General features: G+C 67.2%; 24 protein-coding genes, 1 tRNA gene and 1 other RNA gene. 14 read left to right on the plus strand and 12 right to left on the minus strand.

From position 1 onward, the window contains the following. The first annotated feature begins 2 nt into the window (after positions 1 to 2). Positions 3 to 344, plus strand: a complete 342-nt coding sequence (locus tag C6570_RS09035; RefSeq protein ID WP_245896377.1) for a FixH family protein — start codon at positions 3 to 5, stop codon at positions 342 to 344. A 37-nt stretch (positions 345 to 381) separates the two neighbouring features. After that, positions 382 to 648, plus strand: a complete 267-nt coding sequence (locus tag C6570_RS09040) for a hypothetical protein (RefSeq protein WP_106702907.1) — start codon at positions 382 to 384, stop codon at positions 646 to 648. Between the two features lie 331 nt (positions 649 to 979). On the opposite strand, the gene ffs is transcribed toward C6570_RS09040, so the two are convergent. Both ffs and C6570_RS09050 read right to left on the minus strand, forming a co-directional pair. Next, an RNA gene (gene ffs / locus C6570_RS09045) (signal recognition particle sRNA small type) lies at positions 980 to 1,076 on the minus strand. 5 nt (positions 1,077 to 1,081) lie between these two features. Beyond that, positions 1,082 to 1,330, minus strand: a complete 249-nt coding sequence (locus tag C6570_RS09050; protein ID WP_106702908.1) for a hypothetical protein — start codon at positions 1,328 to 1,330, stop codon at positions 1,082 to 1,084. Positions 1,331 to 1,536: 206 nt separating this feature from the next. Between C6570_RS09050 and dnaX the strand changes: the two genes are divergently transcribed. From dnaX to C6570_RS09070, 4 genes are all read left to right on the plus strand, one after another. Then, positions 1,537 to 3,768, plus strand: coding sequence for a DNA polymerase III subunit gamma/tau (dnaX, locus tag C6570_RS09055; protein WP_106702909.1), 2,232 nt, complete (start codon positions 1,537 to 1,539; stop codon positions 3,766 to 3,768). Between the two features lie 37 nt (positions 3,769 to 3,805). Next, entirely contained in the window at positions 3,806 to 4,141 is a 336-nt protein-coding gene (locus C6570_RS09060; protein WP_106702910.1) for a YbaB/EbfC family nucleoid-associated protein, read from the plus strand. 129 nt (positions 4,142 to 4,270) lie between these two features. Continuing rightward, the gene (gene recR / locus C6570_RS09065; protein ID WP_106702911.1) at positions 4,271 to 4,861 is read left to right on the plus strand and encodes a recombination mediator RecR; all 591 of its coding nucleotides are present in this window, start codon (positions 4,271 to 4,273) and stop codon (positions 4,859 to 4,861) included. A 490-nt stretch (positions 4,862 to 5,351) separates the two neighbouring features. Next, positions 5,352 to 6,287 (plus strand): ABC transporter substrate-binding protein, encoded by a 936-nt coding sequence (locus C6570_RS09070; protein ID WP_164675519.1) that lies wholly within the window; start codon positions 5,352 to 5,354, stop codon positions 6,285 to 6,287. A 97-nt stretch (positions 6,288 to 6,384) separates the two neighbouring features. Here the strand turns inward: C6570_RS09070 and C6570_RS09075 are convergent, their stop codons facing one another. After that, positions 6,385 to 8,112 carry a transglycosylase SLT domain-containing protein gene (locus C6570_RS09075; RefSeq protein ID WP_106702913.1) on the minus strand — a complete coding sequence of 576 codons (1,728 nt, stop codon included), beginning with the start codon at positions 8,110 to 8,112 and terminating at the stop codon, positions 6,385 to 6,387. Next, the gene (gene gloB, locus C6570_RS09080) at positions 8,109 to 8,879 is read right to left on the minus strand and encodes a hydroxyacylglutathione hydrolase (RefSeq protein WP_106702914.1); all 771 of its coding nucleotides are present in this window, start codon (positions 8,877 to 8,879) and stop codon (positions 8,109 to 8,111) included. The genes C6570_RS09075 and gloB overlap by 4 nt, the downstream gene beginning before the upstream one ends. Before the next feature lie 82 nt (positions 8,880 to 8,961). Here gloB and C6570_RS09085 point away from each other — a divergent pair, with 82 nt between their 5' ends. The 3 genes from C6570_RS09085 (at position 8,962) to C6570_RS09095 (ending at position 12,040) form a co-directional block, all read left to right on the plus strand. Beyond that, on the plus strand, positions 8,962 to 9,828 hold the full coding sequence (locus tag C6570_RS09085) for a class I SAM-dependent methyltransferase (RefSeq protein WP_425437855.1): 867 nt from the start codon (positions 8,962 to 8,964) through the stop codon (positions 9,826 to 9,828). 1 nt (position 9,829) lies between these two features. Continuing rightward, the gene (rnhA, locus tag C6570_RS09090) at positions 9,830 to 10,261 is read left to right on the plus strand and encodes a ribonuclease HI (protein ID WP_425437856.1); all 432 of its coding nucleotides are present in this window, start codon (positions 9,830 to 9,832) and stop codon (positions 10,259 to 10,261) included. A gap of 360 nt (positions 10,262 to 10,621) precedes the next feature. Beyond that, positions 10,622 to 12,040, plus strand: coding sequence for a phenylacetate--CoA ligase family protein (locus C6570_RS09095; RefSeq protein WP_106702916.1), 1,419 nt, complete (start codon positions 10,622 to 10,624; stop codon positions 12,038 to 12,040). A 203-nt stretch (positions 12,041 to 12,243) separates the two neighbouring features. Here the strand turns inward: C6570_RS09095 and C6570_RS09100 are convergent, their stop codons facing one another. Continuing rightward, a complete protein-coding gene (locus tag C6570_RS09100; protein WP_106704612.1) occupies positions 12,244 to 13,476 on the minus strand; it encodes an MFS transporter in 1,233 nt (410 codons plus the stop codon). Positions 13,477 to 13,587: 111 nt separating this feature from the next. Here C6570_RS09100 and C6570_RS09105 point away from each other — a divergent pair, with 111 nt between their 5' ends. Both C6570_RS09105 and C6570_RS09110 read left to right on the plus strand, forming a co-directional pair. After that, positions 13,588 to 14,571, plus strand: coding sequence for a LysR family transcriptional regulator (locus tag C6570_RS09105; RefSeq protein ID WP_106702917.1), 984 nt, complete (start codon positions 13,588 to 13,590; stop codon positions 14,569 to 14,571). A 42-nt stretch (positions 14,572 to 14,613) separates the two neighbouring features. Continuing rightward, positions 14,614 to 14,988: a copper-binding protein gene (locus C6570_RS09110; RefSeq protein ID WP_106702918.1), complete on the plus strand. Its 375-nt coding sequence runs from the start codon at positions 14,614 to 14,616 to the stop codon at positions 14,986 to 14,988. Between the two features lie 66 nt (positions 14,989 to 15,054). Here C6570_RS09110 and C6570_RS09115 read toward each other — a convergent pair whose 3' ends face one another. Beyond that, positions 15,055 to 15,384, minus strand: a complete 330-nt coding sequence (locus C6570_RS09115; RefSeq protein ID WP_106702919.1) for a thioredoxin family protein — start codon at positions 15,382 to 15,384, stop codon at positions 15,055 to 15,057. A 186-nt stretch (positions 15,385 to 15,570) separates the two neighbouring features. Beyond that, a tRNA-Ala gene (locus C6570_RS09120) sits at positions 15,571 to 15,646 on the minus strand. Between the two features lie 261 nt (positions 15,647 to 15,907). Here C6570_RS09120 and C6570_RS09125 point away from each other — a divergent pair. Continuing rightward, the gene (locus tag C6570_RS09125; protein ID WP_106702920.1) at positions 15,908 to 16,789 is read left to right on the plus strand and encodes an alpha/beta hydrolase; all 882 of its coding nucleotides are present in this window, start codon (positions 15,908 to 15,910) and stop codon (positions 16,787 to 16,789) included. Between the two features lie 229 nt (positions 16,790 to 17,018). Further along, positions 17,019 to 17,465 carry an azurin gene (gene azu / locus C6570_RS09130; protein ID WP_106702921.1) on the plus strand — a complete coding sequence of 149 codons (447 nt, stop codon included), beginning with the start codon at positions 17,019 to 17,021 and terminating at the stop codon, positions 17,463 to 17,465. A 164-nt stretch (positions 17,466 to 17,629) separates the two neighbouring features. Here the strand turns inward: azu and C6570_RS09135 are convergent, their stop codons facing one another. The 3 genes from C6570_RS09135 to C6570_RS09145 form a co-directional block, all read right to left on the minus strand. Continuing rightward, positions 17,630 to 18,607: a GMP reductase gene (locus C6570_RS09135; RefSeq protein ID WP_106702922.1), complete on the minus strand. Its 978-nt coding sequence runs from the start codon at positions 18,605 to 18,607 to the stop codon at positions 17,630 to 17,632. 124 nt (positions 18,608 to 18,731) lie between these two features. After that, complete coding sequence (locus C6570_RS09140; RefSeq protein ID WP_245896143.1) at positions 18,732 to 19,475, minus strand: hypothetical protein; 744 nt, start codon at positions 19,473 to 19,475, stop codon at positions 18,732 to 18,734. Positions 19,476 to 19,564: 89 nt separating this feature from the next. Then, a complete protein-coding gene (locus C6570_RS09145) occupies positions 19,565 to 21,742 on the minus strand; it encodes a TonB-dependent receptor domain-containing protein (protein ID WP_211297582.1) in 2,178 nt (725 codons plus the stop codon). A gap of 351 nt (positions 21,743 to 22,093) precedes the next feature. Between C6570_RS09145 and C6570_RS09150 the strand changes: the two genes are divergently transcribed. Further along, positions 22,094 to 24,493 carry a UvrD-helicase domain-containing protein gene (locus C6570_RS09150; protein ID WP_106702924.1) on the plus strand — a complete coding sequence of 800 codons (2,400 nt, stop codon included), beginning with the start codon at positions 22,094 to 22,096 and terminating at the stop codon, positions 24,491 to 24,493. Positions 24,494 to 24,645: 152 nt separating this feature from the next. On the opposite strand, the gene C6570_RS09155 is transcribed toward C6570_RS09150, so the two are convergent. Further along, the gene (locus C6570_RS09155) at positions 24,646 to 25,458 is read right to left on the minus strand and encodes a BPSS1780 family membrane protein (RefSeq protein ID WP_106702925.1); all 813 of its coding nucleotides are present in this window, start codon (positions 25,456 to 25,458) and stop codon (positions 24,646 to 24,648) included. Beyond that, entirely contained in the window at positions 25,455 to 26,441 is a 987-nt protein-coding gene (locus tag C6570_RS09160) for a homoserine kinase (RefSeq protein WP_106702926.1), read from the minus strand. The genes C6570_RS09155 and C6570_RS09160 overlap by 4 nt, the downstream gene beginning before the upstream one ends. Positions 26,442 to 26,459 lie beyond the last annotated feature (18 nt).

Consider the following 26,459-nt stretch of genomic DNA (forward strand, 5'->3'; position numbering starts at 1 on the left):
GCATGACTACAGCCCAAGTAACTTCTTCCCCTGCCGCAGTCGGCGCCACGCCCCCTGTGTCGGGTCCCTGGTGGCGCTACGGCCACGTTTGGATGGTGATTGGCGGCCCTCTGGTGGTGGTAGTGGCCTCTTTCGTGACACTGTGGCTGGCTGTCAGCACGCCTGATCCCGTCTACACGGAAGCCGACTTGCAGGCCCGCGACGCAGCCCGCTCGCTGGCAACGGACAAGGTCGGCCATCCCCTCGCGCCCGCCATGCAGGCGCGCAACCATGCCGCCACCGGCGTGGTGCCGCAAGCCCCGGCGCACGCCGAAACTGAGTCTCGCCCCACGCCTCAGCATTGAGCCACGCGGGGTTCATGTCCATCCGAGGAGCTTCGATATGCTGCGTGAGCGATTGATGTGGGTGGCCTGGCCAGCGTTTCTCGTCGCCGCCGTGCTGGAAATGCTGGTGTTTGCCGTACTGGATCCGGAATCGCTCAGCCTGTTTGGCGAGCGCCTTGCCTGGTCGCGCTATTCGGTCTACACGGTCACGTTCTTCATCTTCTGGGGCATGACCATGGTCTCCAGCGCGTTGACGATGCTCCTGGCCTTGTCGCCCACCGACGTCAATCGCCATCAGCCGCAGATCGGTGACGACACGCGCTAAGTGCATTGACAACCCGCCGGATGGCCGGGTTCTGAATCAAAATGGCTGCTGGCGCAGGTGGGACGAGCGCTGAGTGCTATTTAAATTGAAGCAACTGTCTGATCGGCGCGCAAGCATGGGGCGCCGAATGTCAGGCGCCGGCCTTGGCTAGGCGCAACCGCTGGAGTCGCGGCAAAGCGAGCAAAGGCTGCGCTGAAAGCCAGCCAATCAGAACTTGAGGAAGATGAACCGGCCCGATACAGCCAGCGCTGCTGAATAGGCCCGCAGGCAGCCGACTCGCCGATTGGATGGAAACGCGGTGCTCAAAGGTGGCAACGCATTTCAGTGAAAAGGTGACGAGCCTTGACCCCGGCACTGGCTCCAAAGTTAGGGCTGCTTGGTTCCCCACCTGACCCGGTTGGCTCCTTCACCATGCGGGAAGGCCCGTCACCGACTATTGTAGTGCCTGCAGGCGGCGGGCGGCTTCAGCGGGGCCAAAACTCAACGTCAGCAGATGGGCGATTTCGGCCTGCAGCGCGGCCAGCGGATCGCCGCACCGGCAGGTCGCCAACCGCGCTTTCAGCCGCAGGGCGCGCGGGTGGCAGCAACCCTGCAGCGTGCCCATCAGCACGGCGGCTTTGGGGTCGATGTCCGCGCAAGCTTCTGGGCGAACCGGCGCGGGCGCGTTGATGATTTCAAGCATGTGGGATCGGCTCAGGCAGCGCCTGGGGTGCGATGGGGTAACCGTTCGCCAGCACGTATCGGCTCGAAGCAAACGGTTGCGCGTGTATCGCGTTGCAGCATACCCAGTTTTGTATAAAAAAGGCTACATCGTGGCGTGTACGCATCAGTTTCCGAGGGTGGACTCTAAACCGGGGGCGGTGCTTTTCGCACCGTAAAATCCGGGCCATGTCTTATCTGGTGCTGGCCCGCAAATACCGTCCGCGGAAGTTCACGGAAATGGTGGGTCAGGAGCACGTCGTGCAGGCCCTCACCAACGCGCTCACGCAGCAGCGGCTGCACCACGCGTACCTGTTCACCGGCACCCGCGGCGTGGGCAAGACCACGGTGTCGCGCATTCTGGCCAAGTCGCTGAACTGCACAGGCTCCGACGGCAACGGTGGCATCACGGCCGAGCCCTGCGGCGTGTGCGCGGCGTGCACCGAAATCGACGCCGGCCGCTTTGTCGACTACACCGAGCTGGACGCCGCCAGCAACCGCGGCGTGGACGAGGTGCAGCAACTGCTGGAGCAGGCCGTCTACAAGCCGGTGCAGGGGCGCTTCAAGGTCTTCATGATCGACGAGGTGCACATGCTCACCGGGCACGCCTTCAACGCGATGCTCAAGACGCTGGAAGAGCCGCCGGAGTACCTCAAGTTCGTGCTGGCCACCACCGATCCGCAGAAGGTGCCCGTCACGGTGCTCAGCCGTTGCCTGCAGTTCAACCTGCGGCCCATGGTGCCCGAGACGGTGCTGGAACACCTCACCAATGTGTTGGCGGCCGAGCACGTACCGGCCGAACCGCAAGCCCTGCGCCTGCTGTCGCGGGCGGCGCGCGGCTCCATGCGCGATGCGCTCAGCCTGACCGACCAGGCGATCGCCTTTGGCTCTGGCCAGCTGCAGGAAGCCGGTGTGCGGCAGATGCTGGGCGCGGTGGATCGCACCGTGGTGTTCCGCCTGATCGATGCGTTGGCCAACGGGCACGGCAAGACCGTGGTGGAGCTGGCCGATCAGCTGCGCAGCACGGGCCTGTCCGCTGCTACCACACTGGAAGACATGGCCACCGTGCTCCAGCGCATGGCCGTGTACCAGGCCGTGCCCGACATGGCCGTGGACCCGGCCGACCCAGACGCGCAGGAAACCGCGCGCCTGGCCGCGCTGATGCCTGCGGATGAAACGCAGCTGCTCTACAGCCTGTGCATCCACGGCCGGGGCGAGCTGGGGCTGGCGCCCGATGAATACGCGGGCCTGACCATGGTCTTGCTGCGCATGCTGCCCTTCAAGGCCGGGGCAACGCCCGGCTCGGCGGAAAAAAAAACTCTGAAATCGGCTGAGGCGCCGCCGGTTCCGGCCTCGCCCGATCTTCGTTCTACGCCCACGTCGGCCGACCAGCCAGTTCGCCCCGCTGTCAGCGCGCCAGCGCCCGAAGCATCGCAAGACGCTGCCAGTGCGCAGGCGGACAACGCCCCTTCGCAGCAAAGGCCCGGCGCTCTGCCGCAGCCGGCTCACGATGCCCCGTCGGCCGCCGACGCTGCGGCCGCTGCAAGCCCGCAGCCACCCGCGCCCGCCGTCGCGCAGCCTATCGCCAAGCCCGAGGATTCTGGCCGCGCCGCCTTGCCGGCTACCAACGCCAGCGCGCCATCCGCGGCCAATTTGCCGCCGGCCGACTTGGCCGAAGACATGGGCGACCAAGCGTTTGCGCCGCTCGATGCGCAGGATGCGGACAGCGCCGACATGGACGACGGCGCGCCGTGGCCGGACGATTGGGCCGATTCGGCGGCGGCCGATATCGCAGCCGCCTCGGCCCCCGCTGCAGCGCCGGCGCCCACGCGCTCTCCGCTGCAGCCCCTGCCGGTGGTGAATCCGCGCCCGCATGCCCATGTGGATGAGGCTGATTCAGTGCCTAATCAGCCGCTGGCGCAGGTGCAGCCTGCGGTGGCAGCTGCAGAATCTGTAGCAGTTCGCGTACGCGAAGGCAGTGAGGATCAGGCGCCGCAGCGCGCGATGCCGCCACCAGAGCCACCGCCCGTGACGGGCGACGCGCTGGGCGACTTCTGGCACACGCTGGTGCAGGACCTGGTTGCGCGCGAAGCCGTCACCGCGCTGGTGCGCGAGCTGGCGCTGCAGTCGCAATTGGTCGAGCGCCAGCCCGATCAGTGGACTTTGCGCGTCGAAAACGAAACCCTGGGCCAAAGCGGCGCGCGCGACCGCTTGCAAAATGCCCTGCGCGACGCCGGGCACGCGGTGCGGCTGGAAGTGCTGATCGGCCGCGTGGGCGACAGCCCGTCGCGCCGCAACGCCATCGCTGCGGCGCAGCGGCTGAAGGCCGCCGAGGCGCTGGTGCTGGCCGATCCGTTCGTGCAGGAAATGATGCGTGACTTTGGGGCGAAAATCGTCCCTGGCAGCATCAAGCCGCTGTGATGCTTTTTGATTTGAGTGTGTAAAAAGGATTTGATCGATGTTCAACAAAGGACAACTGGCCGGCCTGATGAAGCAGGCGCAGGCCATGCAAGACAACCTGAAGAAGGCGCAGGATGAGCTGGCGCTGATGGAAGTCGAAGGCGAATCGGGCGCGGGCATGGTCAAGGTGCTGATGACCGCCAAGCACGACGTCAAGCGCGTCACCATTGACCCCAGCCTGCTGGCCGACGACAAGGACATGCTGGAAGACCTGGTGGCCGCCGCCTTTAACGCCGCCGTGCGCAAGGCCGAAGAGCTGTCGTCCGAGAAAATGGGCAAGCTGATGCCCGCGGGCATGCCCGGCATGCCGCCTGGCATGAAGTTTCCGTTTTGAACCCACTCGCGTGCCGGTGATGCGCATCGGCCCTACCTGCGTGCCACATTCACGGGCTGCGGCGGCTCTGCCGCGACTTGATGGGCAGGTGTTCGCAGGGGCGATGCGCGCACCGCACCCGGTTGAGCCATGAGCGACACCCACAGTCTGGATGCCCTGGTGCAGGCGTTGCGGCGCCTGCCGGGCGTGGGCGTGCGCTCGGCCCAGCGCATGGCCTTTCACATGCTGCAGCACGATCGCGACGGCGCGCAACTGCTGGCGCGATCGCTGCAAGAGGCCGTCACCCACGTGCACCACTGCGCGCTGTGCCACACCTTCACCGAAGGCGAAGTCTGCGCCACCTGCCTGGACCCGCGCCGCGACGCGACCAAGCTGGCGGTGGTCGAAACGCCCGCCGATCAGGCGGCGCTGGAGCGTACGGGCGCCTTCAAGGGACGCTATTTCGTGCTGATGGGCAAGCTCAGCCCACTGGACGGCGTGGGCCCGCACGACATCGGCGTGCACAAATTGATCGACCGGGCCAGCGACGGTGTCGTGCAGGAAGTGATCTTGGCCACCAATTTCACCGCAGAGGGCGAAGCCACCGCGCACGTGATCGGCCAGGCGCTCAAGAGCAGGGGCTTGGTGGTGACCCGGCTGGCGCGGGGCGTGCCTGCCGGCAGTGAGCTGGAATACGTCGATCTGGGCACCATCGCGCACGCGCTGGTCGACAGGCGCTGATGGCTTTTCTGAGCAGCCGTTTTTGGCTGACGCCCGCTTCGGGTCGTCTTGCGTCGAGTTGATATCAAAGTGATAGCGCCTTGCGCTGGTGCCATGGGCGCTGACGGCGCATAGGCTTCATGCCTTGTTGCGTCCTCAGCGCACCAAGGCGATGCCATGTGGTGTTGAGGGGCGTTCGGGTTAGCACTTTCCTTTTCGCGCATCGCACCACTTTGCCTGAACGGCGTACAGATCCGCTTAAGGGCTACAGACAAACCCGATTGGGGCTCGCCCGGATGCAGGGGGCGGGGCGATCCGATAACGTCCAACGTTCGATGGCTCTTCAATGGATTGGGGGCTGTCCTCAACAGCCTTGCCGTGTCGTTTGCCAATGTCTGTTTCGTGTCTCACGCGCCGTTCCCTCCTCTGGGGTTTTCCCGCCTTGGCCTGGTCTGCGGGCAACGTCAGGGCCCAAGGCGCTGCGAGCGCCAGCAAGCCCGAACGCCCCCGCGTGAACGTCGCCTTGGGCGACAGCGGCGCGCTGTACCAGCTGCCGCTCATGGTGGCTGCGCAGCTGCAGTACTTCGCGGCGGAAGGGCTGGACGTTGAGTTTCACGAATACAACGGCGCGGGCCCTGTACAGCAGGCGCTGACGAAGGGCACTTGCGACCTGGCGGCGGGCGGGCTGGAAAACGCGGTGATGCTGCGCCAGCGCGGCCTGGAATGCCAGTCGTTCACGCTGCTCGCCCGCGCGCCGCAGCTGGTGTTCGGGGTGGGTACGCGGGCGCTGCCCGGCTTTCGCCAGCTGGCGCAACTGCGCGGCTGCAAGATCGGCATTGCGGCGCAGGACCCGGCCACGCACTGGTTTGCCAAGCAGGTGATGTCGCGCAGCGGGCTGGGGCCTGACGATGTGGAATACGTGGCACTGGCCAGTCCCTTGGCCGCCGTGGTGGCGCTGCGCGATGGTGAGGTGTCTGCCATCGCGTATGGCGACCCGCTGATCAGCCTGCTGGAGGCGCGCGGTGACATCCGCGTGGCCGTGGACACGCGCCTGCTGCGCAGCACGCAAGAGCTGTTCGGTGGCCCGATGCCCGGTGGCGCGCTGTATGCGACGGCTGAATTCCTGCAGCGCAATCCCCGCACGGCGCAGGGCGTGACCAACGCGGTGGTCAAGGCGCTTAAATGGCTGCAAACCGCGGGCCCGAGCGACATCGTGCGTGCGGTGCCCGAAGTCGGCCAGCAAGGCGATCGAGCCGTTTTTCTCAACGCGTTCGAGAAGTCTCGCGAGGCGCTTTCACCCGACGGGGTGCTGAGTGACCAGGGCGCGCAGAACCTGCTGCGGCTGATGGACCGCTACGCCCCCGCGACGCATCCTGCGCGGCTGGCGGCAGACACCGTCTACACCAACGAGTTTGCCCGCCGGGCCAAGCAGCGGTTTCAGGCGTAATTGGTGGCGTCGGGGCAGCCCGGGCCCCGCGGGGCGCACTGTGTGCCACTCAGACGGCGGCGACGGGCAAGGGCGATGTGCCTCTTGCGCGACGCGTTCAGTGCTTGCCCTTGGCCTTGGCGGTGGACTTGCCGGAAGACTGCGCCGCTGCCTTGGCCGCGGGCGCGGATTTGGCTGCGCCTTTGGTGGATTGGGCTGTGGGCTTGGCCGCCGATTTGGCGGCGGCTTTACCACCCGATTTGCCGGCCGCGGCAGACTTGGCGTTGGCCGTCGAACGGCCGCTGCCCGAACGTGCGGAAGTGGCCTCGGCCTTGTTATGGCGCGCGTTGCGCCCGCTGGCTGCAGCTTCGCGCCCGCTGGGTTGCGAGGCGCGCTCGACGCGCGATTTGCTGCGCGGCGAGTTGCCTGCTTCGCTGGCGGCTGCGGCGGCCGCAGCACGCACCGGCAGGTAAAGCACCACGGCCTGGCCGCGCTTCAGGCTGGCGTTGGCGGGGCGCTTGTTCCAGCCGGCGACGGTGGAGGCGGGCAGGTCGTAGCGGCCGGCCACGCTGGCAATCGTGTCGCCCTTGCGTGCCCGCACCGAGGTGCGGCGCAGCACGATCTCGGGCGTGTACGACAGCTGCGCGTTGTTCACCACATGGCTCGCAACGGCCGGCGCCGCACCGCTGCTGCGCTTGACCAGCACCGTCGAACCCGTTTTGATCAGCATGCCGCGCGGGATGCTGTTCATCTCGCGGAAGCTCTCCTCATCCATGCCGAATCGGCTGGCCACCTCGCGCGAAGGCATGTTGGAAGGCGCGACCCAAGCCGTCCATGACGCCAGCGACTGCGCATCGGCCTGCGCCAGATTGCGGTTGAAGATCACCGCGTTGTTCCACGGCAGCAGCACCTGGGGCGTGCCGGCCGCGAAGATCACCGGCTTGCGAAACGACGGGTTCAGCGCGCGGAAGTCTTCGACGCGCACCTCGGCCAGGCGGGCCGCCACATCCACGTCGATGTCTTTGGTGATGTCCACCGTGTCGAAGAACGGGTGGTTTTCAATCAGCGGCAGGATGGCGCCGTAGCTTTCGGGGCGCGCGATGATGTTCTTGACCGCCTGCAGCTTGGGCACGTAGTTGCGCGTCTCGGCGGGCATGTTCAGGTCGAGGTAACCCGTGCCCAGGCCTGCGGCCTTGTTGCGCTCGATGGCGCGATTCACGTTGCCCTGGCCCCAGTTGTACGCCGCCAACGCCAGGTGCCAGTCGCCAAAGCGGTCGTGCAGCTTTTGCAGGTAATCCAGCGCGGCGCGGGTGGACGCGATCACGTCACGCCGGTCGTCGCGCAGCATGTTCTGGCGCAGATCGAACGAGCTGCCCGTGGCGGGCATGAACTGCCACATGCCAGCAGCCTTGGCACTGGAGACGGCCTGCGGGTTGAAGGCCGATTCAATGTAGGGCAGCAGCGCCAGCTCGGTCGGCATGCCGCGCAGTTCCAGCTCTTCCACGATGTGGAAGATGTACATGCGCGAACGCTCGGTCATGCGCTGGATGTAGTCGGGCCGGCTGTTGTACCAGGCCTCTTGCTGGCGCACGAGATCGGTGTCCAGGTCCGGCATGGCGTAGCCCCGCCGAATGCGCACCCACAGATCGGCCGGTGCGTCCAGAGGGGCCACGCCGTTGGAATGAAGTTCGGTCACGCTCACGGGCGACATGTCGCCCGAAGCCGGCTGCCGCGCGCCGGGTTTGGTCGTGCCAAAGGGGGAGGAAGCATCGCCGGAAGTGCCGGGTGCGGCGCAGCCGGCCAGCCAGACGCTGGCGGTCAACGCCAGCAGATAGGACCATTTCATTGGAAGTTGTTTTTCCATTCGCGAAGCGCGGCAAAAACCGACACCTCGTCCGTTGCGGAAGGCGCATGCGCGCGCACGGATTGCACAACGGCACCCTCGCGGCTGCGGAGAAAGGGGTTGATCGCCCGCTCGGTGGCGATCGTGGAGGGCAGCGTGGGCAGGCCCTGCTCGCGCAGACGCTCACACTGGCCCTGGTACTCAGCCAGCGCTTGGTTGCCGGGCTCTACCGCCCGTGCAAAACGCAGGTTGGACAAAGTGTATTCGTGTGCCGCGCACACCCGCGTGTTGCCCGGCAGCGCAGCCAGCGCATCGAGTGAAGCCAGCATTTGCGCCGGTGTGCCTTCAAACAAGCGCCCGCAGCCACCCGAGAACAGCGTGTCGCCACAAAAGAGCAGCGGCGCGCCGTCAACATCTTCAGCAAAGTAGGCAATGTGCCCTGCCGTGTGGCCGGGCACGTCCATCACGCGGAAGCTGATGCCCAGCGCCTGCACATGGTCGCCGCCGTTCAGGCGATGAAACGGCTCCGGGATGCGCTCATACGCAGGGCCGTACACGGTGGCGCCAGTCAGCCCATGCAGCTCGGCGACGCCGCCGGTGTGGTCGGCGTGGTGGTGCGTGACTAGAATGCTTGCCAGCGCCAGGTCGTGCTGCTGCAAGGTGGCCAGCACGGGCGCCGCCGAGCCGGGGTCTACAACCAGCGCCTGTCGGCCGTTGTGCAACATCCAGAAATAGTTGTCCTGGAAAGCGGGCAGTGCAATCAAATTCATGAGCGGCCGATTATAAAAACGCCGCTTGCGATGCCCCGAAGCGTCTACCCTTCTTTACACATGCCCGCCGCCCCCGCTGCCGATGAACGGCCTGTCTGACTGGTTTCACACCCCGCCGGGCCGCTACGCGCTGGCCTGGGAGCAGGCCCAGTTCGATGCGGCGCTGGTCGACGCCTTTGGCTACCACGCGGTTCAGCTGGGCTTGCCCGCACTCGACGCGCTGGCCGCCAACCGCATGCCGCACCGCTGGTATGCCGAGTTGAGAGATTCCGACCCGCAAGCGGTGCCGCCAGGCGACGCCGCTTCGGTGTCGCCGTCGCCCGCGCAGCAGCCCCCAGGCACCGCAGACGCGCCCCAGCCCTTCGTGTGGCAGCCCGCGCTGGCCACGGACAGCCGCGCGCTTCCCTTTGCCGAAGCCAGTGTCGATCTGGTGGTGCTGCCGCACACGCTCGAATTCAGCCCCGACCCTCACGCCACGCTGCGGGAAGTCCAGCGCGTGCTGGTGCACGAGGGCCGCGTGGCCATCTCAGGCTTGAACCCCGCCAGCCTGTGGGGTTGGCGGCAGTACCGTGCCCACGTGTACCGCAGCCTGGGCAGTGGCAGCCTGTACCTGCCGGACGGCTGCGAATTCATCGGCCACTGGCGCCTGCGCGATTGGCTGCGGCTGCTGGAGTTCGAGCTGGAATCGGTGGCCTTTGGCTGCTATCGCCCAGCGGTACGCAGTGCAGGTTCGCTGGCGCGCTTTGAGTGGATGGACCGCCTGGGCGCCCGCTGGTGGCCCGTGCTGGGCGCTGCGTACGTCATCGTTGCCGTCAAACGCACGCGCGGGGCGATGCTGATGGGCGCAAGTTGGCGCAAGGCGCCCGTGGCGTCGGGTGCTCCTGTTTCTGTAGCTGGCCGCGCCACGCCGGCGGCGGCTGTGAGCCAAAATGACCTTGAATCGAATTGAGATGTTCACCGACGGGGCCTGCAAGGGCAACCCGGGCCCCGGCGGCTGGGGCGTGCTGCTGCGCGCGCCCGGCCACGAAAAAGAGCTGTTTGGCGGCGAAGCGCACACCACCAACAACCGCATGGAGCTGACGGCGGTGATCGAAGGCCTGACAGCCCTCAAGCGCCCCTGCGAGGTGGATCTTTACCTGGACAGCCAGTACGTGCGCCAGGGCATCACCGAGTGGATCGCGGGCTGGAAGGCCAAGGGCTGGCGCACGTCCACCAAGCAACCGGTGAAGAACGTGGACCTGTGGCAGCGGCTGGATGCGCTGGTCAGCGGCGCGGGCCACGTGATCCGCTGGCACTGGGTGCGCGGCCACGCGGGGCACGAAGGCAACGAGCGTGCTGACGCGCTGGCCAACCGCGGTGTGGCTTCCCTGCGCGGCGCTTGAAGCGGCGCCGCGCGATCATCGCGCGCGTTGATGGCGCTGTTTGTCTCTCTTTGTCTTGCGCGCCCTCGCATTTGTCGACCGAGCGCGTGGCTTGAATGGCCGGATGCGGTTGCCTTGTTGCGCCGTTGAGCCCGACTGAGACCGTTTTCTCGCAGGGTTGACCCTGGTCAAGCCTCGGGTACGCGCGTCTGGCACCATGCGTGCGAGACAAGGCCAGTCGCAGCGCGCGCTTGACGCGATCGACCGGGCCGGCGGAACTTGACGCGCATGCACCGCGTCGGACAGCCTGAAGGAGACAAAAATGACAACCCAGCCAGCGCGCTTGCGGGCCGTGCTCGGCCGCCATGGGAAGGGCCGCCCATGACCGCCGTGTTCAACGCCTTGCACTTGCAGGCCGCCACACTGGATGTGATCGCGGCCACCCACGCCCCCGCGTCGCTGCTGTTGCAGCGCCAGCAGCAGCGGCTGGCCCGTTTGCTGGACGCCGCGCGATCCGGCTCTGCCCTTTACCGCGAACGCATTGACCCCGCAGTAGCGCGCGCCGCGCACCTGGGCCGCATGGCGCCCGTGGCGCGGGCCGAGCTGATGGACCGTTTTGACGACTGGGTGACCGACCCGGCCCTGCGCCTGGACGAGCTGCGCGACTTCACCGCCGATGAAAGCCGCGTGGGCGATGCGTGGCAGGGCCGTTACGTGGTGTGGGAAAGCTCTGGCACCAGCTCGCTGCCGGGCGTGTTCGTGCAAGACGCGCAGGCCATGGCCGTGTACGACGCGCTTGAAATGGTGCGGCACCGCGCATCGGCAGGGCGCGGCGGCGGGGCAGGCCGGTGGTTCGGCTCTTTCTCGGCGTTCGACGCGCTGGGCGCCACCGACCGCACCGCCATGGTGGCCGCCACGGGCGGGCACTTTGCCAGCGTGGTCAGCTTTGAGCGCCTGCGCCGCCTGAACCCCTGGATCGCGCAAACGGCGCACTGCTTCAGCCTGATGCAGCCCACCGATGCGCTGGTGGCGGCGCTCAACGAATTCCAGCCCACCGTGCTGGCCACGTACCCCACGGCCGCTGCCGTGCTGGCCGACGAGGCGGCGGCGGGGCGCCTGCGGATTCGCCCGCGCTGCGTGCTGACCGGCGGCGAAGCGCTGAGCGGCGCCGCGCGCGAACACGTGCACCGCAGCCTGGACACCGTGGTGCGCAGCAGCTATGGCGCGTCGGAGTTTCTGCCCATGGCCTGGGAATGCGCGCATGGCCACCTGCACCTGAACGAAGACTGGCTGATCCTGGAGCCGGTGGACGAGCATTACCGCCCCGTGCCGCGCGGCCAGCCGTCGCACACCGTGCTTTTGACCAACCTGGCCAACCTGGTGCAACCGCTGATTCGCTACGACCTGGGCGACCAGGTCACCCTGCACAGCCAGCGCTGCGAATGCGGCTCGGCCCTGCCCACGCTGGAGGTGGCCGGCCGCCGCGACGACGTGCTGCGCGTGCCCTCGCGCCGCCGCAAGGGTGAAACCATCAGCCTGTTGCCGATGGCGCTGTGCACCGTGGTGGAAGAGCAGTGCGGGCTGTTTGACTTTCAGCTTGAGCAGCGCGACGCCCGTACCCTGGTGCTGCGCGTGCCCCAGCATGGCGAGGCCGCGCAGGCCGCGATCGACCGCTGCTGCGACGCGCTGCAGGACTTCGCCCAAGCCCACGGCGCCGAGCCCATCAGCGTGCTGGGCGAGCTGGGCTGCGCCGTACCGCGCGGCCGCAGCGGCAAGGCCTGCCGCACGATGATGGCGTGATGCGGCTCGCCGATGTGCCGCTGAGGCGCGCCGGTGCCACGGGCGCCGCTGGCTGGCGCGTCAGCCCCGGCCGTCTCCCATCGCAGATTCAAGCATTCAAATAAAAACCAGCCCTAGCGCAGGCACCACCAGCGCTGGCAGCTATCAAATATTTAGTATTGAGGGTGGGTGATGACTCGGCTGAGTGCGCCGGGCCGCACGGCTTACGCGGGCTGCAGCGCGGGGCGCACCGGTGCTTCCCGAATCGGCAGGTTGATCACCGCGGCCAGCGCTGCCAGGGCGATGTCGGCCCACCACATCCAGGTGTAGTCGCCAAAATGCGTGATCGCCAGGCCGCCCAGGTAGGCGCCCAGAAAGCTGCCGATCTGGTGCGACAGCAACGTCAGCCCGAACAGCGTGCCCAGGTAACGCACGCCGAACAGCTTGGCCACCAGCCCTGCCGTGGGCGGCACGGTGGCCAGCCACGTCAGGCCCAGGCCCACGGCAAACACGTAAAAAACCCACGGGTCGCGCGGCATCAGCAGGTACCACACGATCAGCACCGCGCGGCTGGCGTACATCAGCGCCAGAATCATCTTGCTGCGGTACTGGCCCACCAGCTTGCCCACCACCAGGCTCCCGACGATGTTGGCCAGGCCAATCAAGGCCAGTGACCAGCTGGCCACCGACGGCGGCAGCCCGCACAAATTCACCTCGGTGGGCAGGTGCGTCACTAAAAAGGCGATGTGAAAGCCGCAGGTGAAAAAGCCCAGGTGCAGCAGCAGATAGCTGCGGTCGCCCAGCGCGCGGCGCACCGCGCGGCCCAAGCCTTCGCCATCCTGCGCGGCGGGTGCTGTCGCTGCGGCCGCGGATGGCGGCTGTGCGCCGCCGGTCACCTTGCCCACCAGCGGCAAGGCCAGCAGCGCAATGGCGGCCATCGACCACATGGCGCCCATCCAGCCCAGCAGCTGAATCAGCTTTTGCGCCAGCGGGGCAAATACGAACTGCCCGAAAGAGCCGCCCGCATTGATCACGCCCGAAGCGGCGCCGCGCGACTGCGCCGGCATGCGCTGCGCCGCCGCGCCGATCAGCACTGAAAAGCTGCCCGCGCCCGCGCCCATGGCCGACAGCAGGCCAATGGTGAACATCAGCCCCCAGGCCGAGGCCAGCAGCGGCGTCAGCGCCGTGCCCAGCGCCAGAATCAGGATGCCCGCCACCAACACGGGGCGCGGGCCCCAGCGGTCTGCCGCCGCGCCGGCCAGCGGCTGCACCGCGCCCCAGGTGAACTGCGCCACCGCCATCGCAAAGCTGATGGTGACAATGCCCAGCCCCGTAGACGTGTTCAGCGGGCCGAGGAACAAGCCCATCGACTGGCGCGCGCCCATGGTCACCATCAAGATGCCGGCGGCTGCCAGCGTGATGCCCAGGGCGCCAGAGTGGCGAAGCTCTTTGAACATGGTGGTGCGTGCGGGTAGGGTGGTGCGGGGCGGTCTGCCGCCGATCATAGGTGTTGTTATCGAAGACAAAAAGCGCAAAACTCAGGCTTTTACGTCAACGATAAATTGACAATGAAGGCCTTCAACCCAGCCACCAATGGCCCGCGTGCCGCCGGGCGATCCAACCCGCAGCTGCGCGCCGGGTCGGCATGGTTGCCGGCGTGGCAGGCCTTCGTCAAGGCGGTGGAAACGGGCAGCATGGCCGCCGGCGCGCGGGCCATGGGCTGCACCCGCGCCCAGGTCAGCAAGCAGATCGCCGATCTGGAGGCCGCTTTTGGCGCGCGCCTGCTGGAGCGCTCCACCCGCCGCCTGCGCCTGACACCCGCCGGCGAGATCTTTCACCTGCACGCCCTGGCCGCGCTGGATGCGGTGTCGGCCGCGCAAGTGGCCGTGCTCAACCAGGGCGAAACGCCGCTGGGCGTGTTGCGTGTCAGCGCCACCATGACCTTTGGCCGCCAGTACGTGGCGCCACTGCTGGCCAAAGTGGTGGCCGAGCACCCAGGCCTCACGGGCGAGCTGATCCTCACCGACCGCGTGATCGACCTGGAGGCCGAAGACATCGACCTGGCGCTGCGCATGACCCGCATGCCGCCCCAAGACGCCGTGGTGCGCCGCCTGGCCACGCTGGACCGGCTGATCTGCGCATCTCCGGCCTACCTGGCCGCGCACGGCACACCACAGACCGCGGCAGAGCTGGCCCACCACCAGACGCTGAGCTACCTGATGACCGAAGAGCACCGCTGGCACCTGGTGGGCTCGGGCGGCGAAGAGCACGTGCACACCGCCACCAGCCGCCTGCGCTTCAACAGCGTGGACTGCATGGTGGACGCGGCCCTGGCGGGCCTGGGGCTGGCGATCATTCCCATCTACCTGGCCATTCCCCATCTGCGCGATGGGCGGCTGGTGCAGGTGCTGCCCGATTTCAAGACCCATACCCAATTCGGCAGCCACCTGTACGCCTGCTACACCCCCAGCCGCGTGCGCATCGCCAAGGTGCGCGTCATGCTGCAGGCGCTGACCGAGCTGCTGGAGCCCGTTCCGCCGTGGGCCAGGTGAGCGTGGGTAGGCCAAAGCCGCGAATCGCACCAGCATGCCGCCATGCAAAGTTCGGCTCGTGACCTGGATTGGGTGATCTGCCTGCTGGCGGCAGGCATGGGCACGGCCGCCAGGCAGACGCCGCCCAGCGCCGGCGGCGAAGCCAGCTCGCGCGTGCTGACCCGCGCCGTCGTGCGCAGCCTGCCCGGGCCGGCCGAGCCCAACACGCTTCGGCTGAAGGTGCTGCCGCGTGGAAAGCTGCCGTTCACAACGATTGCGTTTGGCCTGGCGCGGCCAGAGCTGGCTCAAGGCATCCAGGTGGGCGACGAAGTGGGCTTCATCGCCGAGCGCACGGAGGCGGGCAACACGATCGTCCGGCTGCGCAAATTGGCGCCCTGCGTGCGCTTTCAGCCTTGCCCGGCTGTGCGGGACGACTGAAGAGCGGCCGAGCAGCGCGGCGGCGCACCGGCTAGTCAGGCCGCTGGCCACCGCATGGCAAAGCGGCTAGCCGCCCAGCTGCCGCAGCGCCTGCTCAATCTCCTGCTGGCCCTGGGGGCGCACCAGCCGGTGCACCTCCTGGCCGTCTTTCATGAACACCAGCGTGGGCCACAGCTTCACGCCAAAGCTGCGCCCCAAACGCCGCCCAGGGCCGTCTTCCACCTTCACGTGCGGGACGTCTGCGCCCGCAGCGGCGAAGGCCGCTTCGATATGGGGCTGCGCGCCGCGGCACCAACCGCACCAGTTCGTGCCGAATTCCAGCACCTGAGGGCCTCGCGCGGCATCGACGTCGGCGCGTGTCAGTGTTTCGGGGGTGAAAGTGGGGGTGTACGGCATGGCGCTGAGGAGGATAGCGTGTACCGCACCAGGGTGTGCGCTGCGGCTATCGCGCCGCGCGCCAGCAGAGCTTGGTGGCGCAGGCAGGATGGGGAGGAGAGAGGCGAAAGCCCAGGGCGCCGGGCATTTGCAAGGCGGCGCAACGGCTGGCCGACTGCAGAAGAACGGCGTGTTCGCCGAGACCTGTGGTGGAGAGGAGGAGGATCGAACTCCCGACCTCCGCATTGCGAACGCGGCGCTCTCCCAGCTGAGCTACCCCCCCACAAGGTTGAGGTGAATTCTAGTCCAACTGGGCGCTGCACCGTGCCGGGCCTTGCCGATGGCAACGCCGGTTGAAGGCACGTTAGCGCCTGGTGCCGTCGGCGTTGCCGCTTCGAAGGAAAAGGGCTTCGCTCCGATACTCATAGCTGCTAGCGCAGGCTGCGCAGGCGCCAGGGCCTGTTTCGGCTTAAAAGGTTCGCACAGCCCGGGGCGACAGCAGGCTTGCCGAGGTGCGCTTGCGTTTTGAGACAATAGCGTGCTCATGGCCCGCATTACCGCACCCATTCGCCGCGAACTGCCAGACATTCAATGGCTGGAACGCATGTACAACAACCGCATGCGCGTGCCTGATCACGGGGATTACTTCGCCCGCTGGGCCGCGCAGTCGGCCATGGTTCGACGCAGCTTGCCGTGTCAGCTGGACGTGCCCTACTGCGATGGCCCGCGCCAGCGCCTGGATGCATTCGCCGCCCGCCAGGCTGGCGCGCCGCTCGTGGTTTTTGTGCACGGCGGCTACTGGAAGGCGCTGGACAAGTCCTTCCACAGCTTCGTGGCGGGCGAATTGCACGACGCGGGCGCGGCGGTGGTGGTACCCAACTACGCGCTGGCGCCGCAGGCCAGCGTGCCGCAGAGCACCATGGACGTGGCGCAGGCCGTGGCTTGGGCGTGGCGCCATGCGCGAGCGCTCAAGGCCGACCGGCGGCGCCTGGTGGTCGTCGGCCATTCGGCGGGTGGCACCATGGCCGCGATGATGATGGCCTGCGCGTGGCCGCTGGTTCAGGCGGGCATGCCCAGCGGCGCGGTGCGGCGGGGCATCGGCCTGTCGGGCCTGTACGACCTGGAGCCGTTGATGCGCACGCCCAGTCTGCAAGAAGCCTTGCGCCTGTCGCCCGCACAGGTGCAGCAGGCCAGCCCGGCGCGCGTGCCCTACAGCGGCAACGGGCGTTTTGTGGCAATGGTGGGCGCGGACGAAAGCGGCGAATACCTGCGCCAGAACAGGCTGATCCAGCAGGCCTGGGGGCGCGACCGCGTGCCGCAGGCGCAGGCCTTGCCGGGGCTGAACCACTTCAGCATCCTGGACGCGCTGGCAACGCGCGGCCACCGCCTCAATACGCTGGCGCGCCAGCTTTTGCGCACGGCTTGACGGTGGCGCCGGGTGCAGGCCTGGCGGCCTGCGGTGCTTAGGCCAAGAGCCAGGGCAGGGCGCGCCGTGCGTCGCTGCCGCATCACGCCACCCACGGTGAAGCGCTATTGACGCGCATCAATATCTTGATGGCGCAACCGCCGTACGATGCGGTCAAGTAGCGCCGGGCGGGTTGCGCGCGCTGCCTTTGCATCTCATCAGCCCGATGCTTTCAGGAGTTTTCATCATCATGTTCCGTTTTGCCGCTATGGCCGTTGCTTCTTTGGTTCTGGCCGCGCCGGCGTTCGCCGCCGACTGCTCGGTTCAGGTCGAAGCCAACGATGCAATGCAGTTCAACACCAAGAGCATCGACGTGCCCAAGTCGTGCAAGAGCTTCACGGTGACCCTCAAGCACGTGGGCAAACTGCCGAAGACCGCCATGGGCCACAACTGGGTGCTCGCCAAGACCGCTGACATGGAAGCCGTCGAGAAAGACGGCATTGCCGCAGGCGCTGCCAACAACTACGTCAAGAGCGGAGACCCCCGCGTGATCGCCGCCACGAAACTGGTCGGCGGTGGCGAAAGCGCCACGGCCAGCTTTGACGTGGCCAAGCTGAAAGCTGGCGACGCGTACAGCTTCTTCTGCTCCTTCCCTGGCCACGCTGCCCTGATGAAGGGTACGCTGCAAGTCAAGTAAGCGCCTCAAGCGCTGCAGAAAAAAGGGGCCTCGGGCCCCTTTTTTTGCTTCAATATAGATAGCGCCTGGCGCAGGTGCAGCCAGCGCTGGAGGCCGAAAACGCATTGAACGCGCTGCGCCGCTGATCCCGCAGGCGCGGCGCGCTGGCGGGTCGGCCCCGCCGCTTACATCAGCAGGTGTTCGCCCGCGTTGTCGCCGCCCAGGATCACGTAGTTCACCTTGCGGATGTCCAGCAGCTTGGTGCCGCCGGCGTAGCTGATCGAGCTTTGCACGTCCTGCTCCATCTCGACCAGCGTGTCGGACAGCTTGCCCTTGATCGGTTCCAGGATCTTCTTGCCTTCCACGTGGCGGTACTCGCCTTTGTTGAAGTCGCTGGCCGAGCCGAAGTATTCCTTGAAGCGCTCGCCATTCACGTCCACCGTGGTGCCGGGCGATTCCTCATGCCCCGCGAACAGCGAGCCGATCATCACCATGGTCGCGCCAAAGCGGATGGATTTGGCGATGTCGCCATGGCTGCGGATGCCGCCGTCGGCCACGATGGGCTTGGTCGCCACGCGCGAGCACCATTTCAGCGCCGACAGCTGCCAGCCGCCCGTGCCAAAGCCGGTTTTCAGCTTGGTGATGCACACCTTGCCCGGGCCCACGCCCACCTTGGTGGCGTCGGCGCCCCAGTTTTCCAGGTCGATCACGGCTTCGGGTGTGGCCACGTTGCCCGCGATGATGAAGGCGTTGGGCAGCTTCTTGCGGATGTGCCAGATCATGTCGCGCACCGTGTCGGAATGGCCGTGCGCGATGTCGATGGTGATGTATTCGGGCGTCAGGCCGGCGTCGGCCAGGGTATCGACCGTGGCGTAGTCGGGCGCCTTCACGCCCAGCGAGATCGACGCGAACAGCCCGCGCGCCTGCATGTCGCGCACGAAGGCCACGTTGTCGATGTCGAAACGGTGCATCACATAAAAGTAGCCGTTGGCCGCCAGCCATTGGCAGATGGATTCATCCACCACCGTCTTCATGTTGGACGGCACGGCTGGCAGCTTGAAGCGGCGGCCGCCAAAGTCGATACCGGCATCGCACTGGCTGCGGCTTTCCACGCGGCATTTGCGCGGCAGCAGCAAAACCTGGTCGTAGTCGAAGATTTCCATGAGTTTCCAAGCTCCATCGAAGGTTGATCATCGTGGGCGCTTGGTCTGGCCCGGCTTTGCCGTGCACGCCCGGAGGACGCGCACAAAAAACCGGGCCAAGAAATCTTGGGCCCGGTGATTGATTCTAAGGCTTTGCGGCGCAGCGCGCTTGGGCCAGCGCAATCACCTGGCCCCGCGCGTCGGTGACCCAGCCGACGACGCCAAGGCGCGCGGGCTGCGCGCCTTCGGGCACGTTCATCGGGCGCCACAGCTGCGGCCAATTGGATGCGGGCTGTGCGTCGATCGGTGCGGTCAAAACATTGCGCACCAGCACGCGCGCAACGGGCGAACCTTCGGTGCCCGCGGGCAGCCATTCGGCCAGCGCCAGCCAGGCGGTGAAACGCCCGTGAGCCGAATTGGCAGGCGCATGAAAGGCCAGCGACGCACCAATGTGGTCGCCCACCGCCAGGCCGTGCGCCACGCGCAGACGCGGGCGATGGCCGCGTGACGCCACCGCACTGCGGTGCTCCCATTCGCGCAGGTCGTCGGCGCTGTGGCCCAGCGCCTGCAGCCGCTCCAGCGCATCGGGGCGTGCCACGGCGGCCATCGGCGCGTCCTCACCCGTGGGCGAGGGCACCACCCAGTCCAGCGTGGCGGCGCCGCGCGGCGGCCGGGGCTGGGTGGTTTCGCTCCAGCAGGTGGTGCAATCGGCACTCATGAAGCGCTCTGCCAGCCAGCGCGGCGCCGCGTGCCCGTCGCTGCTGCAGTTGGCAACGGCCTGTGCCTGCGCCGAACCGCTCGCCAGCATGCCCAAGGACAGCGTCGCCGCCAGCCCCGTTGCCATGAGCTTGGGCAGGTGAGGGCGAGTGCGGCAGGGTGAGGGGAACATGTGCGGGTTCGCTTGGCGACGGGCTGGCGATCAACGCATCTTCCCATAGGCGGGCAGGCAGCCCGCCGCCCGCCGCCCTGGCGCCCGCGTCAGAAGGCGATGTTGGCCGAAACCCAGAACGTACGCCCGCCCGCCGCCGTGCCCTTGGTGGCGGAAGTGGTGCGGTAGTAAAGGCTGCCCAGCTGGGTCGCGCCCGTGGTGTCCTGCCAGGTGCGGAACTTGTTGAAGTTCTTGTCGAACAGGTTGAACACGTTCAGCGAGATCGTGGCGTTGCGCGTGATGCGGTACGAGCCACCCAGGTGGAACAGCGCGTAGCCCTTCAGGTCGCCCAGCGCCTGGTATTCACGCTGGTTGTTGCCAGTGAGCGACGAAGGGTTGCCGTCAAAGCGTTGGCTTTTGCCGCGGTATTCGCCGCGCAGCCACAGGGTGGCGCGGTCGTTTGGTTTCCACTGCAGTTGCGCGTTGGCCACGTGGCGCGCGGTATCGCTGAGCTTGCCGCTCTTGACGCCGCCCACGATGGCCTCCGTGTCGGTCCAGGTGTAGTTCAGGTTCAGCTTCCACTCGGCCGATAGCGGGATGCCGGTCGCCAATTCCAGCCCCCAGGTTTTGCCCTGGTCGATGTTGACGGCGTAGGCGGCGGTGGGGTTGGCCGCGCAGCTGGAGATCCAGACCGACGCGCATTCGCCACCGGAGCTGATGCGGTTCTTGATCTTGTTGTGGAACAGCGTGCCCGAGGCGGTCAGTCCGCCGCCGTTGTCGTACAGCAGCCCCAGCTCGGTGCTGGTGCTGGTCTCGGGCTTGAGCGTGGGGTTGCCGATGTTCAGCACCGTGCCCTGGCCGCTGACGCCGCTGACGCCGTCGATCAGCTGGTTCAGGCGCGGGGCTCGAAAACCCTGACTGACGCCGCCCTTGACGGTGATCTGCGGCGTGGCCTTCCACACCATGTACGCGCGGGGGCTGAATTCGCCGCCGAACGCGTCGTGGCGGTTGTAGCGCCCGCCGAGGGTGGCGGTGACCTGGTCGGACAGGCGCCATTCGTCCTCGGCAAACAAGGCCCACATCCGCTGGCTGTGGGATTGGGGCAGGAGGCCGTCCTTGAAGCTGGCGTCCCACCACTGGGCGCCGGTGGTCACAACGTGCTTGTCGCCGATGGGCGCCACCAGCTTGGTGTCGAACACGGTGTTGGTTGTCTCGAGCTGGCGGGCCCCGCCGATCCGCGGGTCGCGCGCGGGCAGTGCCGCTGACGGAAGGGTGCGCCCCAGCGTCTCGGTTTTGCTGCGCATCAGGCTCGATTCGACCAGGCCAAAGCCAAAGCGGCTGCGGTGCCCGATGGCCGCCTGGTCGCGATGGAAGCGCAGGTAATCCTTGTAGCCCGACGCGGTGTTCGATCTGGCGCCGGTGGCGCAGTTGACGAAATCGACCGTGCCCAGGCGACAGTCGGCGTTGTCGTACCAGGTGCGGGCCGTCTCCACGTCGGCCCAGAATTCCTGGTCGCGCGTGGGGGTGAACGTCAGTTTGGCGCCCAGATTGTGCTGGCGGCTTTCGCCGGGCCGCGGGTCGCGCGCATTGCCGCCGCCCGTCCAGATGCGGTCTGACGCCTCGCGCTGAAACACGTCGCCGCGCAAGGCGATGCCCAGCTTGTCTTGCACGATGGGGCCGTTGGCATACAGGCTGATCTTGCGCTGCTGCCCTTCGTCGCCGTGCTGCGGAAGGCCCAACTGCACGTTCGCCGCGCCGCCCCATTGCTTGGCTACCTTGCGCGTGATGATGTTGATGACCCCGCCCATCGCGTCCGAGCCGTACAGGGTCGACATCGGGCCGCGAATCACCTCGATGCGCTCAATGGCCGACACCGGTGGCATGAAGCTGTTCAGCGCCGCGCCGAAGCCGTTGGGCGTCACGTCGCCGGCCACGTTCTGGCGGCGGCCATCGATCAGGATCAGCGTGTAGTCGCTGGGCATGCCGCGGATGCTGATGTCCAGCCCGCCCGACTTGCCTGTGCCGCCGCGCACGTCAATGCCTTCCACATCCTGCAGGGCTTCGGCCAGGTCGCGGTAGTTGCGCGTTTCCAGGTCCTGGCGCGTCACCACCGACATGGAGGCCGGCGCTTCTTTCAGTTCCTGCTCGAAGCCGGACGCCGTCACCACCACTTCTTCCAGTGATCGCGTTTCGCCGGATTCGGCCTGGGCACTGGCTTCGAGAGGGCAAAACAGGACAGGCGCAAACGCCAGCGGGCTCAGATGGCGGCGGAAACGGGATCGGGTCAAAACATGGCTCCTTTTCTTGGGGAATGCGGCTGGGCAGAAAAGATGCGCACAGCCGGTGAACGAAAAGCGTGAAGACGACGCGACACGCCGCGATGACTACCAAAGCTTACAAATGAACTATAAATGAGAATGATCCGCATTCATTTGAATACTACCAGCCTGTATCACCATGGCGACATCAACCCGGCGCAGAACTGCGGATCCGCCGGGGATGCGCTTCGCAGCAGTCCGCGCGTTGCGTCGCCCTAAGCGCGCAATGGTTCGCCTAACGTGCTGGCGACGCCGCACCGCTTTTGTCCGCTGGCCGCAGCCTGCACGTCGCGTGATGCACAGCGCACCTAGAATCGCCCCATGCCTTTTGTGGAAGACGCGCGCGATGCGCGGGCCGCGGCGATGCCGATCCTGGCCGGACTGAACCCTGAACAACTCGCGGCGGTGACCTTGCCGCCCGAACACGCCTTGATCCTGGCTGGCGCTGGCTCTGGCAAGACGCGGGTGCTGACCACGCGCATCGCCTGGCTGCTGCAGACCGGGCAGATCTCGCCCGGCGGCATCTTGGCGGTCACCTTCACCAACAAGGCCGCCAAGGAGATGCTCACGCGCCTGACGGCCATGCTGCCGCTGAATGCGCGCGGCATGTGGATCGGTACCTTCCACGGCCTGTGCAACCGCCTGCTGCGCGCGCACTACAAGCTGGCCAACCTGCCGCAGGCTTTCCAGATCCTGGATACGCAAGACCAGCTGTCGGCCATCAAGCGGCTGTACAAGCAGCACAACGTGGACGACGAGCGCTTTCCGGCCAAGCAGATGCAGTGGTTCATCGCCGGCTGCAAGGAAGACGGCGAACGCCCGGGCGACGTGGCCGTGCACGACGCCGATTCACGCCGCAAGGTCGAGATTTACCAGCTCTATGAAGAGCAGTGCCAGCGCGAAGGCGTGGTGGATTTTGGCGAGCTGATGCTGCGCAGCTACGAGCTGCTGCGCGACAACGACGCCGTGCGCGATCACTACCGCAGGCGCTTTCGGCACGTGCTGATCGACGAATTTCAGGACACCAATCGCCTGCAGTACGCCTGGGTCAAGATGATCGTGGGCCTGCCGGGCGAAGGCGGCGGCGCGGTGATGGCGGTGGGCGACGACGACCAGAGCATCTACGCCTTTCGCGGCGCGCGCGTGGGCAACATGGCCGATTTCGTGCGCGAATTCCACGTGCAGCACCAGATCAAGCTGGAGCAGAACTACCGCAGCCACAGCAACATCCTCGATTCGGCCAACGCGCTGATCGCGCACAACACCAAGCGGCTGGGCAAAAGCCTGCGCACCGACCAGGGCGCGGGCGAGCCGGTGCGCGTGTACGAGGCGCCCAGCGACTTTGCCGAGGCCGAATGGGTGGTGGACGAGATGCGCCAGCTGGTCAAGGGCGAAGGCATGGCGCGCAAGGAAATCGCCGTGCTGTACCGCAGCAACGCGCAAAGCCGGGTGCTGGAAACGCAGCTGTTCAACGCCGGTGTGCCGTACCGCGTGTATGGCGGCCTGCGCTTTTTCGAGCGGGCTGAAGTCAAGCACGCGCTGGCCTACCTGCGCCTGCTGGAGAACCCGCGCGACGACACCAGTTTTCTGCGCGTGGTGAACTTTCCGCCGCGCGGCATTGGCGCGCGCAGCATCGAGCAGTTACAGGACGCCGCCCGCGCCGCAGGCACGGCCCTGGCCGACGCGGTGGCCAGCGTGCCCGGCAAGGCGGGGGCCAATCTGGCCGCCTTCGTCGCCAGGATCGACGTGCTGCGCGAGCAGACCGAGGGCCAGACCCTGCGCGAGATCATCGAACGCATGCTGGACGACAGTGGCCTGCTGGAGCACTACCGGGCCGAGCGTGATGGCGCCGACCGGGTGGAAAACCTGCAGGAACTGGTCAACGCCGCGGAAAGCTTCGTCACCCAGGAAGGCTTTGGCCGCGACGCCGTCGCCTTGCCCGTGGACGAGACCGCCGCGCTGACCCAAAGCCCGGCCAGCCAGGGGCTGGACCCGAATGCGCCCTTGCTGAACGAGCCCATCGCCGCCCCACCGGGGGTGGTGGACGAAGACACCGGCGAGACGCTGAGCCCGCTGGCCGCCTTCCTGACCCACGCCGCGCTGGAGGCGGGCGACAACCAGGCGCAGGCCGGCCAGGACGCCGTGCAGCTGATGACTGTGCACGCCAGCAAGGGGCTGGAATTCGATGCGGTGTTCATCACCGGGCTGGAAGAGGGGCTTTTCCCGCACGAAAACTCGTTGTCCGACTTCGAGGGCCTGGAGGAAGAGCGCCGCCTGATGTACGTGGCCATCACCCGCGCGCGCCAGCGCCTGTACCTGTGCCACGCCCAGACCCGCCTGCTGCACGGGCAGACGCGCTACAACGTGCGCAGCCGCTTCTTGGAAGAGCTGCCCGAGGGCGCGCTGAAGTGGCTGACCCCGCGCCAGGGTGGCTTCGCGTCCATCGCGGCGGCGCAGTCGGGCGGCCACCGTGCCCGGCCCGCTTGGGGTAACAGCGCCATCTACCCTGACATGGTGGCCAGCGCACCGCTGCCGCCCCGCAAGGCCGAGCCGGAACACGGCATTCGCACAGGCGCCAAGGTGTTCCACAACAAGTTTGGCGAGGGGCAGGTGATGGCGGTGGAGGGCAGCGGCGACGACGCGCGTGCGCAGGTCAACTTCCCCCGACACGGGCTCAAGTGGCTGGCGCTGGCCGTGGCCAAGCTGACGGTCGTCGAGTAAACCGTTTGCTATAAAAAGAGAAGCTGCCGGCGCTGGTGCAACGGGCGCTGGCGGCTATTTTGATGCTTGAGCCTGAGCGCCGCTGGCCTCATGCGGCGGTCTAGGTGAGGGCTGGGATCAGCACCCCAAACGCGCCAGGCAGCACGCCGGCCTCAGGCCGCCAAGTCGCCCGCAGGCTGCTCTTCGCCGGTATCGAAGCAGTCGCGGAAAGCGGGCCACAGCGACGCCATCACCATCGACGCCACCACCAGGCTGATCGGCAGCAGCCCGGCCGTGGCGATGGCCATGCTGCCCAGCATGCCGGACACCATCAGCAGCACCAGCGAGGCGGTCATGCCCACCATCGTCCAGCCCATGAAATAGACGAAGAACGCGCCCGTGTTGCGCAGCACGGCCACCGCGCTGAAGAACAGGCTGCGCACCACGGGCACGCCGTACCAGTGCACCAGCGCGGGTGAGTGAAAGAACAGAATCGAAACGGGCAGGTACAGGATCGACGCGAGCAGCATGTTGCCCATTGCGTTGCGCACGGCCTCCTGCATGGCCGGGTCTTTCATGGTCTCTTCGGTGATCTGGCCCTGGTTGGCTGCGATCAATGCGGCCAGTTTGCCGTCGTCAGAAGCCACCAGCATGATCGCGAACAGCGCGGCGGCGTACAGCACGCCCAGCAGCAGAATGGCGCGCGTCTTGGCCGGCGAGTCGCGAAATGCCTTCAGCAGCACGGCGGGCATCGGAAAGCGGCCGGCCTCCACGTGGCGGGCTGCGGTCATCATGCCCACGGTGAACGCTGGCACCAGGGCCAGGCCCACGAAGTTGCCGACCACGGGCACCAAGCCCAATACCTGGGTAACCGCCATGAACACGAAGAACAGCCCGGCGAAGGCCAGCGGCTGCTTGAAGAACAGGCGCAGGCCTTCGCGCACCCATTGCGCGCCGGTGCGGGCGGGGACGACGCGCAGCCTCATGGCAGCAGCGGCTCGGCCACGCGGGCGCTGAGCACGCGTTCAAAGTGTCCGGGGTCGTGAGGCTTGAGCATGCTGGCCTCGCGCGGCAGGTGAAAGTCCCACAAGCGGGATATCCAGAAGCGCAGCGCGCCGGCGCGCGCCATGGCGGGCAGCAGGCGCCGCTCGGCGTCGGTCAGCGGGCGCACGGCCGTGTAGGCGTTCAGCAGTGCGGCGGTGCGCGCCGGGTCGCCCTGGCCGGTGCTCAGATCGATGGCCCAGTCATTCAGGGTGACGGCCAGGTCGAACAGCCAGGTGTCGACACCGGCGAAGTAGTAGTCGAAGAAGCCCGACAGCTCGGGCTGCTCGGCGGTGCCGGCGAACATCACGTTGTCGCGGAAAAGGTCGGCGTGCACGGCGCCGCGGGGCAGGGCGGCGTAGGCCGACCCGGCGGCGATATGGTTCTGGTAGGCCAGCTCGGTGCGGATCAGCGCGGATTGCGGCGCATCCAGGTACGGCAGCACCACCGGCACGGTTTCGTTCCACCAGGGCAGGCCGCGCAGGTTGGGCTGGCGCAGTGGGTAGTCGCGCGCGGCCAGGTGCGCCCGCGCCAGCATGTCGCCCACGGCGGCGCAGTGGGCCACGCCCGGCTGCAGTTCGCTCTTGCCGCGCAGGCGGTTGACCACCGCCGCCGGCTTGCCGCAGACGGTGTGCAGGATGTCGTCCTCGCCCGGGGGAATGGGCGTGCCGTCGATCTTGGCTTGCGGCTCTGGCACCGGCACGCCGTGCTGGGCCAGGTGCTTCATCAGGTGCAGGTAGAAGGGCAGCTGCGCGTGGTTCAGCCGCTCGAACAGCGTCAGCACCCATTCGCCCTGGTCGGTGCTGGCGAAATAGTTGGTGTTTTCGATCCCGCCTTCGATCCCGCGCAGGCTGGTGAGCGTGCCCAGGCCCAAGGCGCGCATCAGCGCGCCGGCCTCGGCTTCAGAGACTTCGGTGTAAACCGCCATGGTGCAAACGCTTCAGCC

It is taken from the genome of Ottowia oryzae (assembly GCF_003008535.1).
GTDB lineage: Bacteria > Pseudomonadota > Gammaproteobacteria > Burkholderiales > Burkholderiaceae_C > Ottowia > Ottowia oryzae.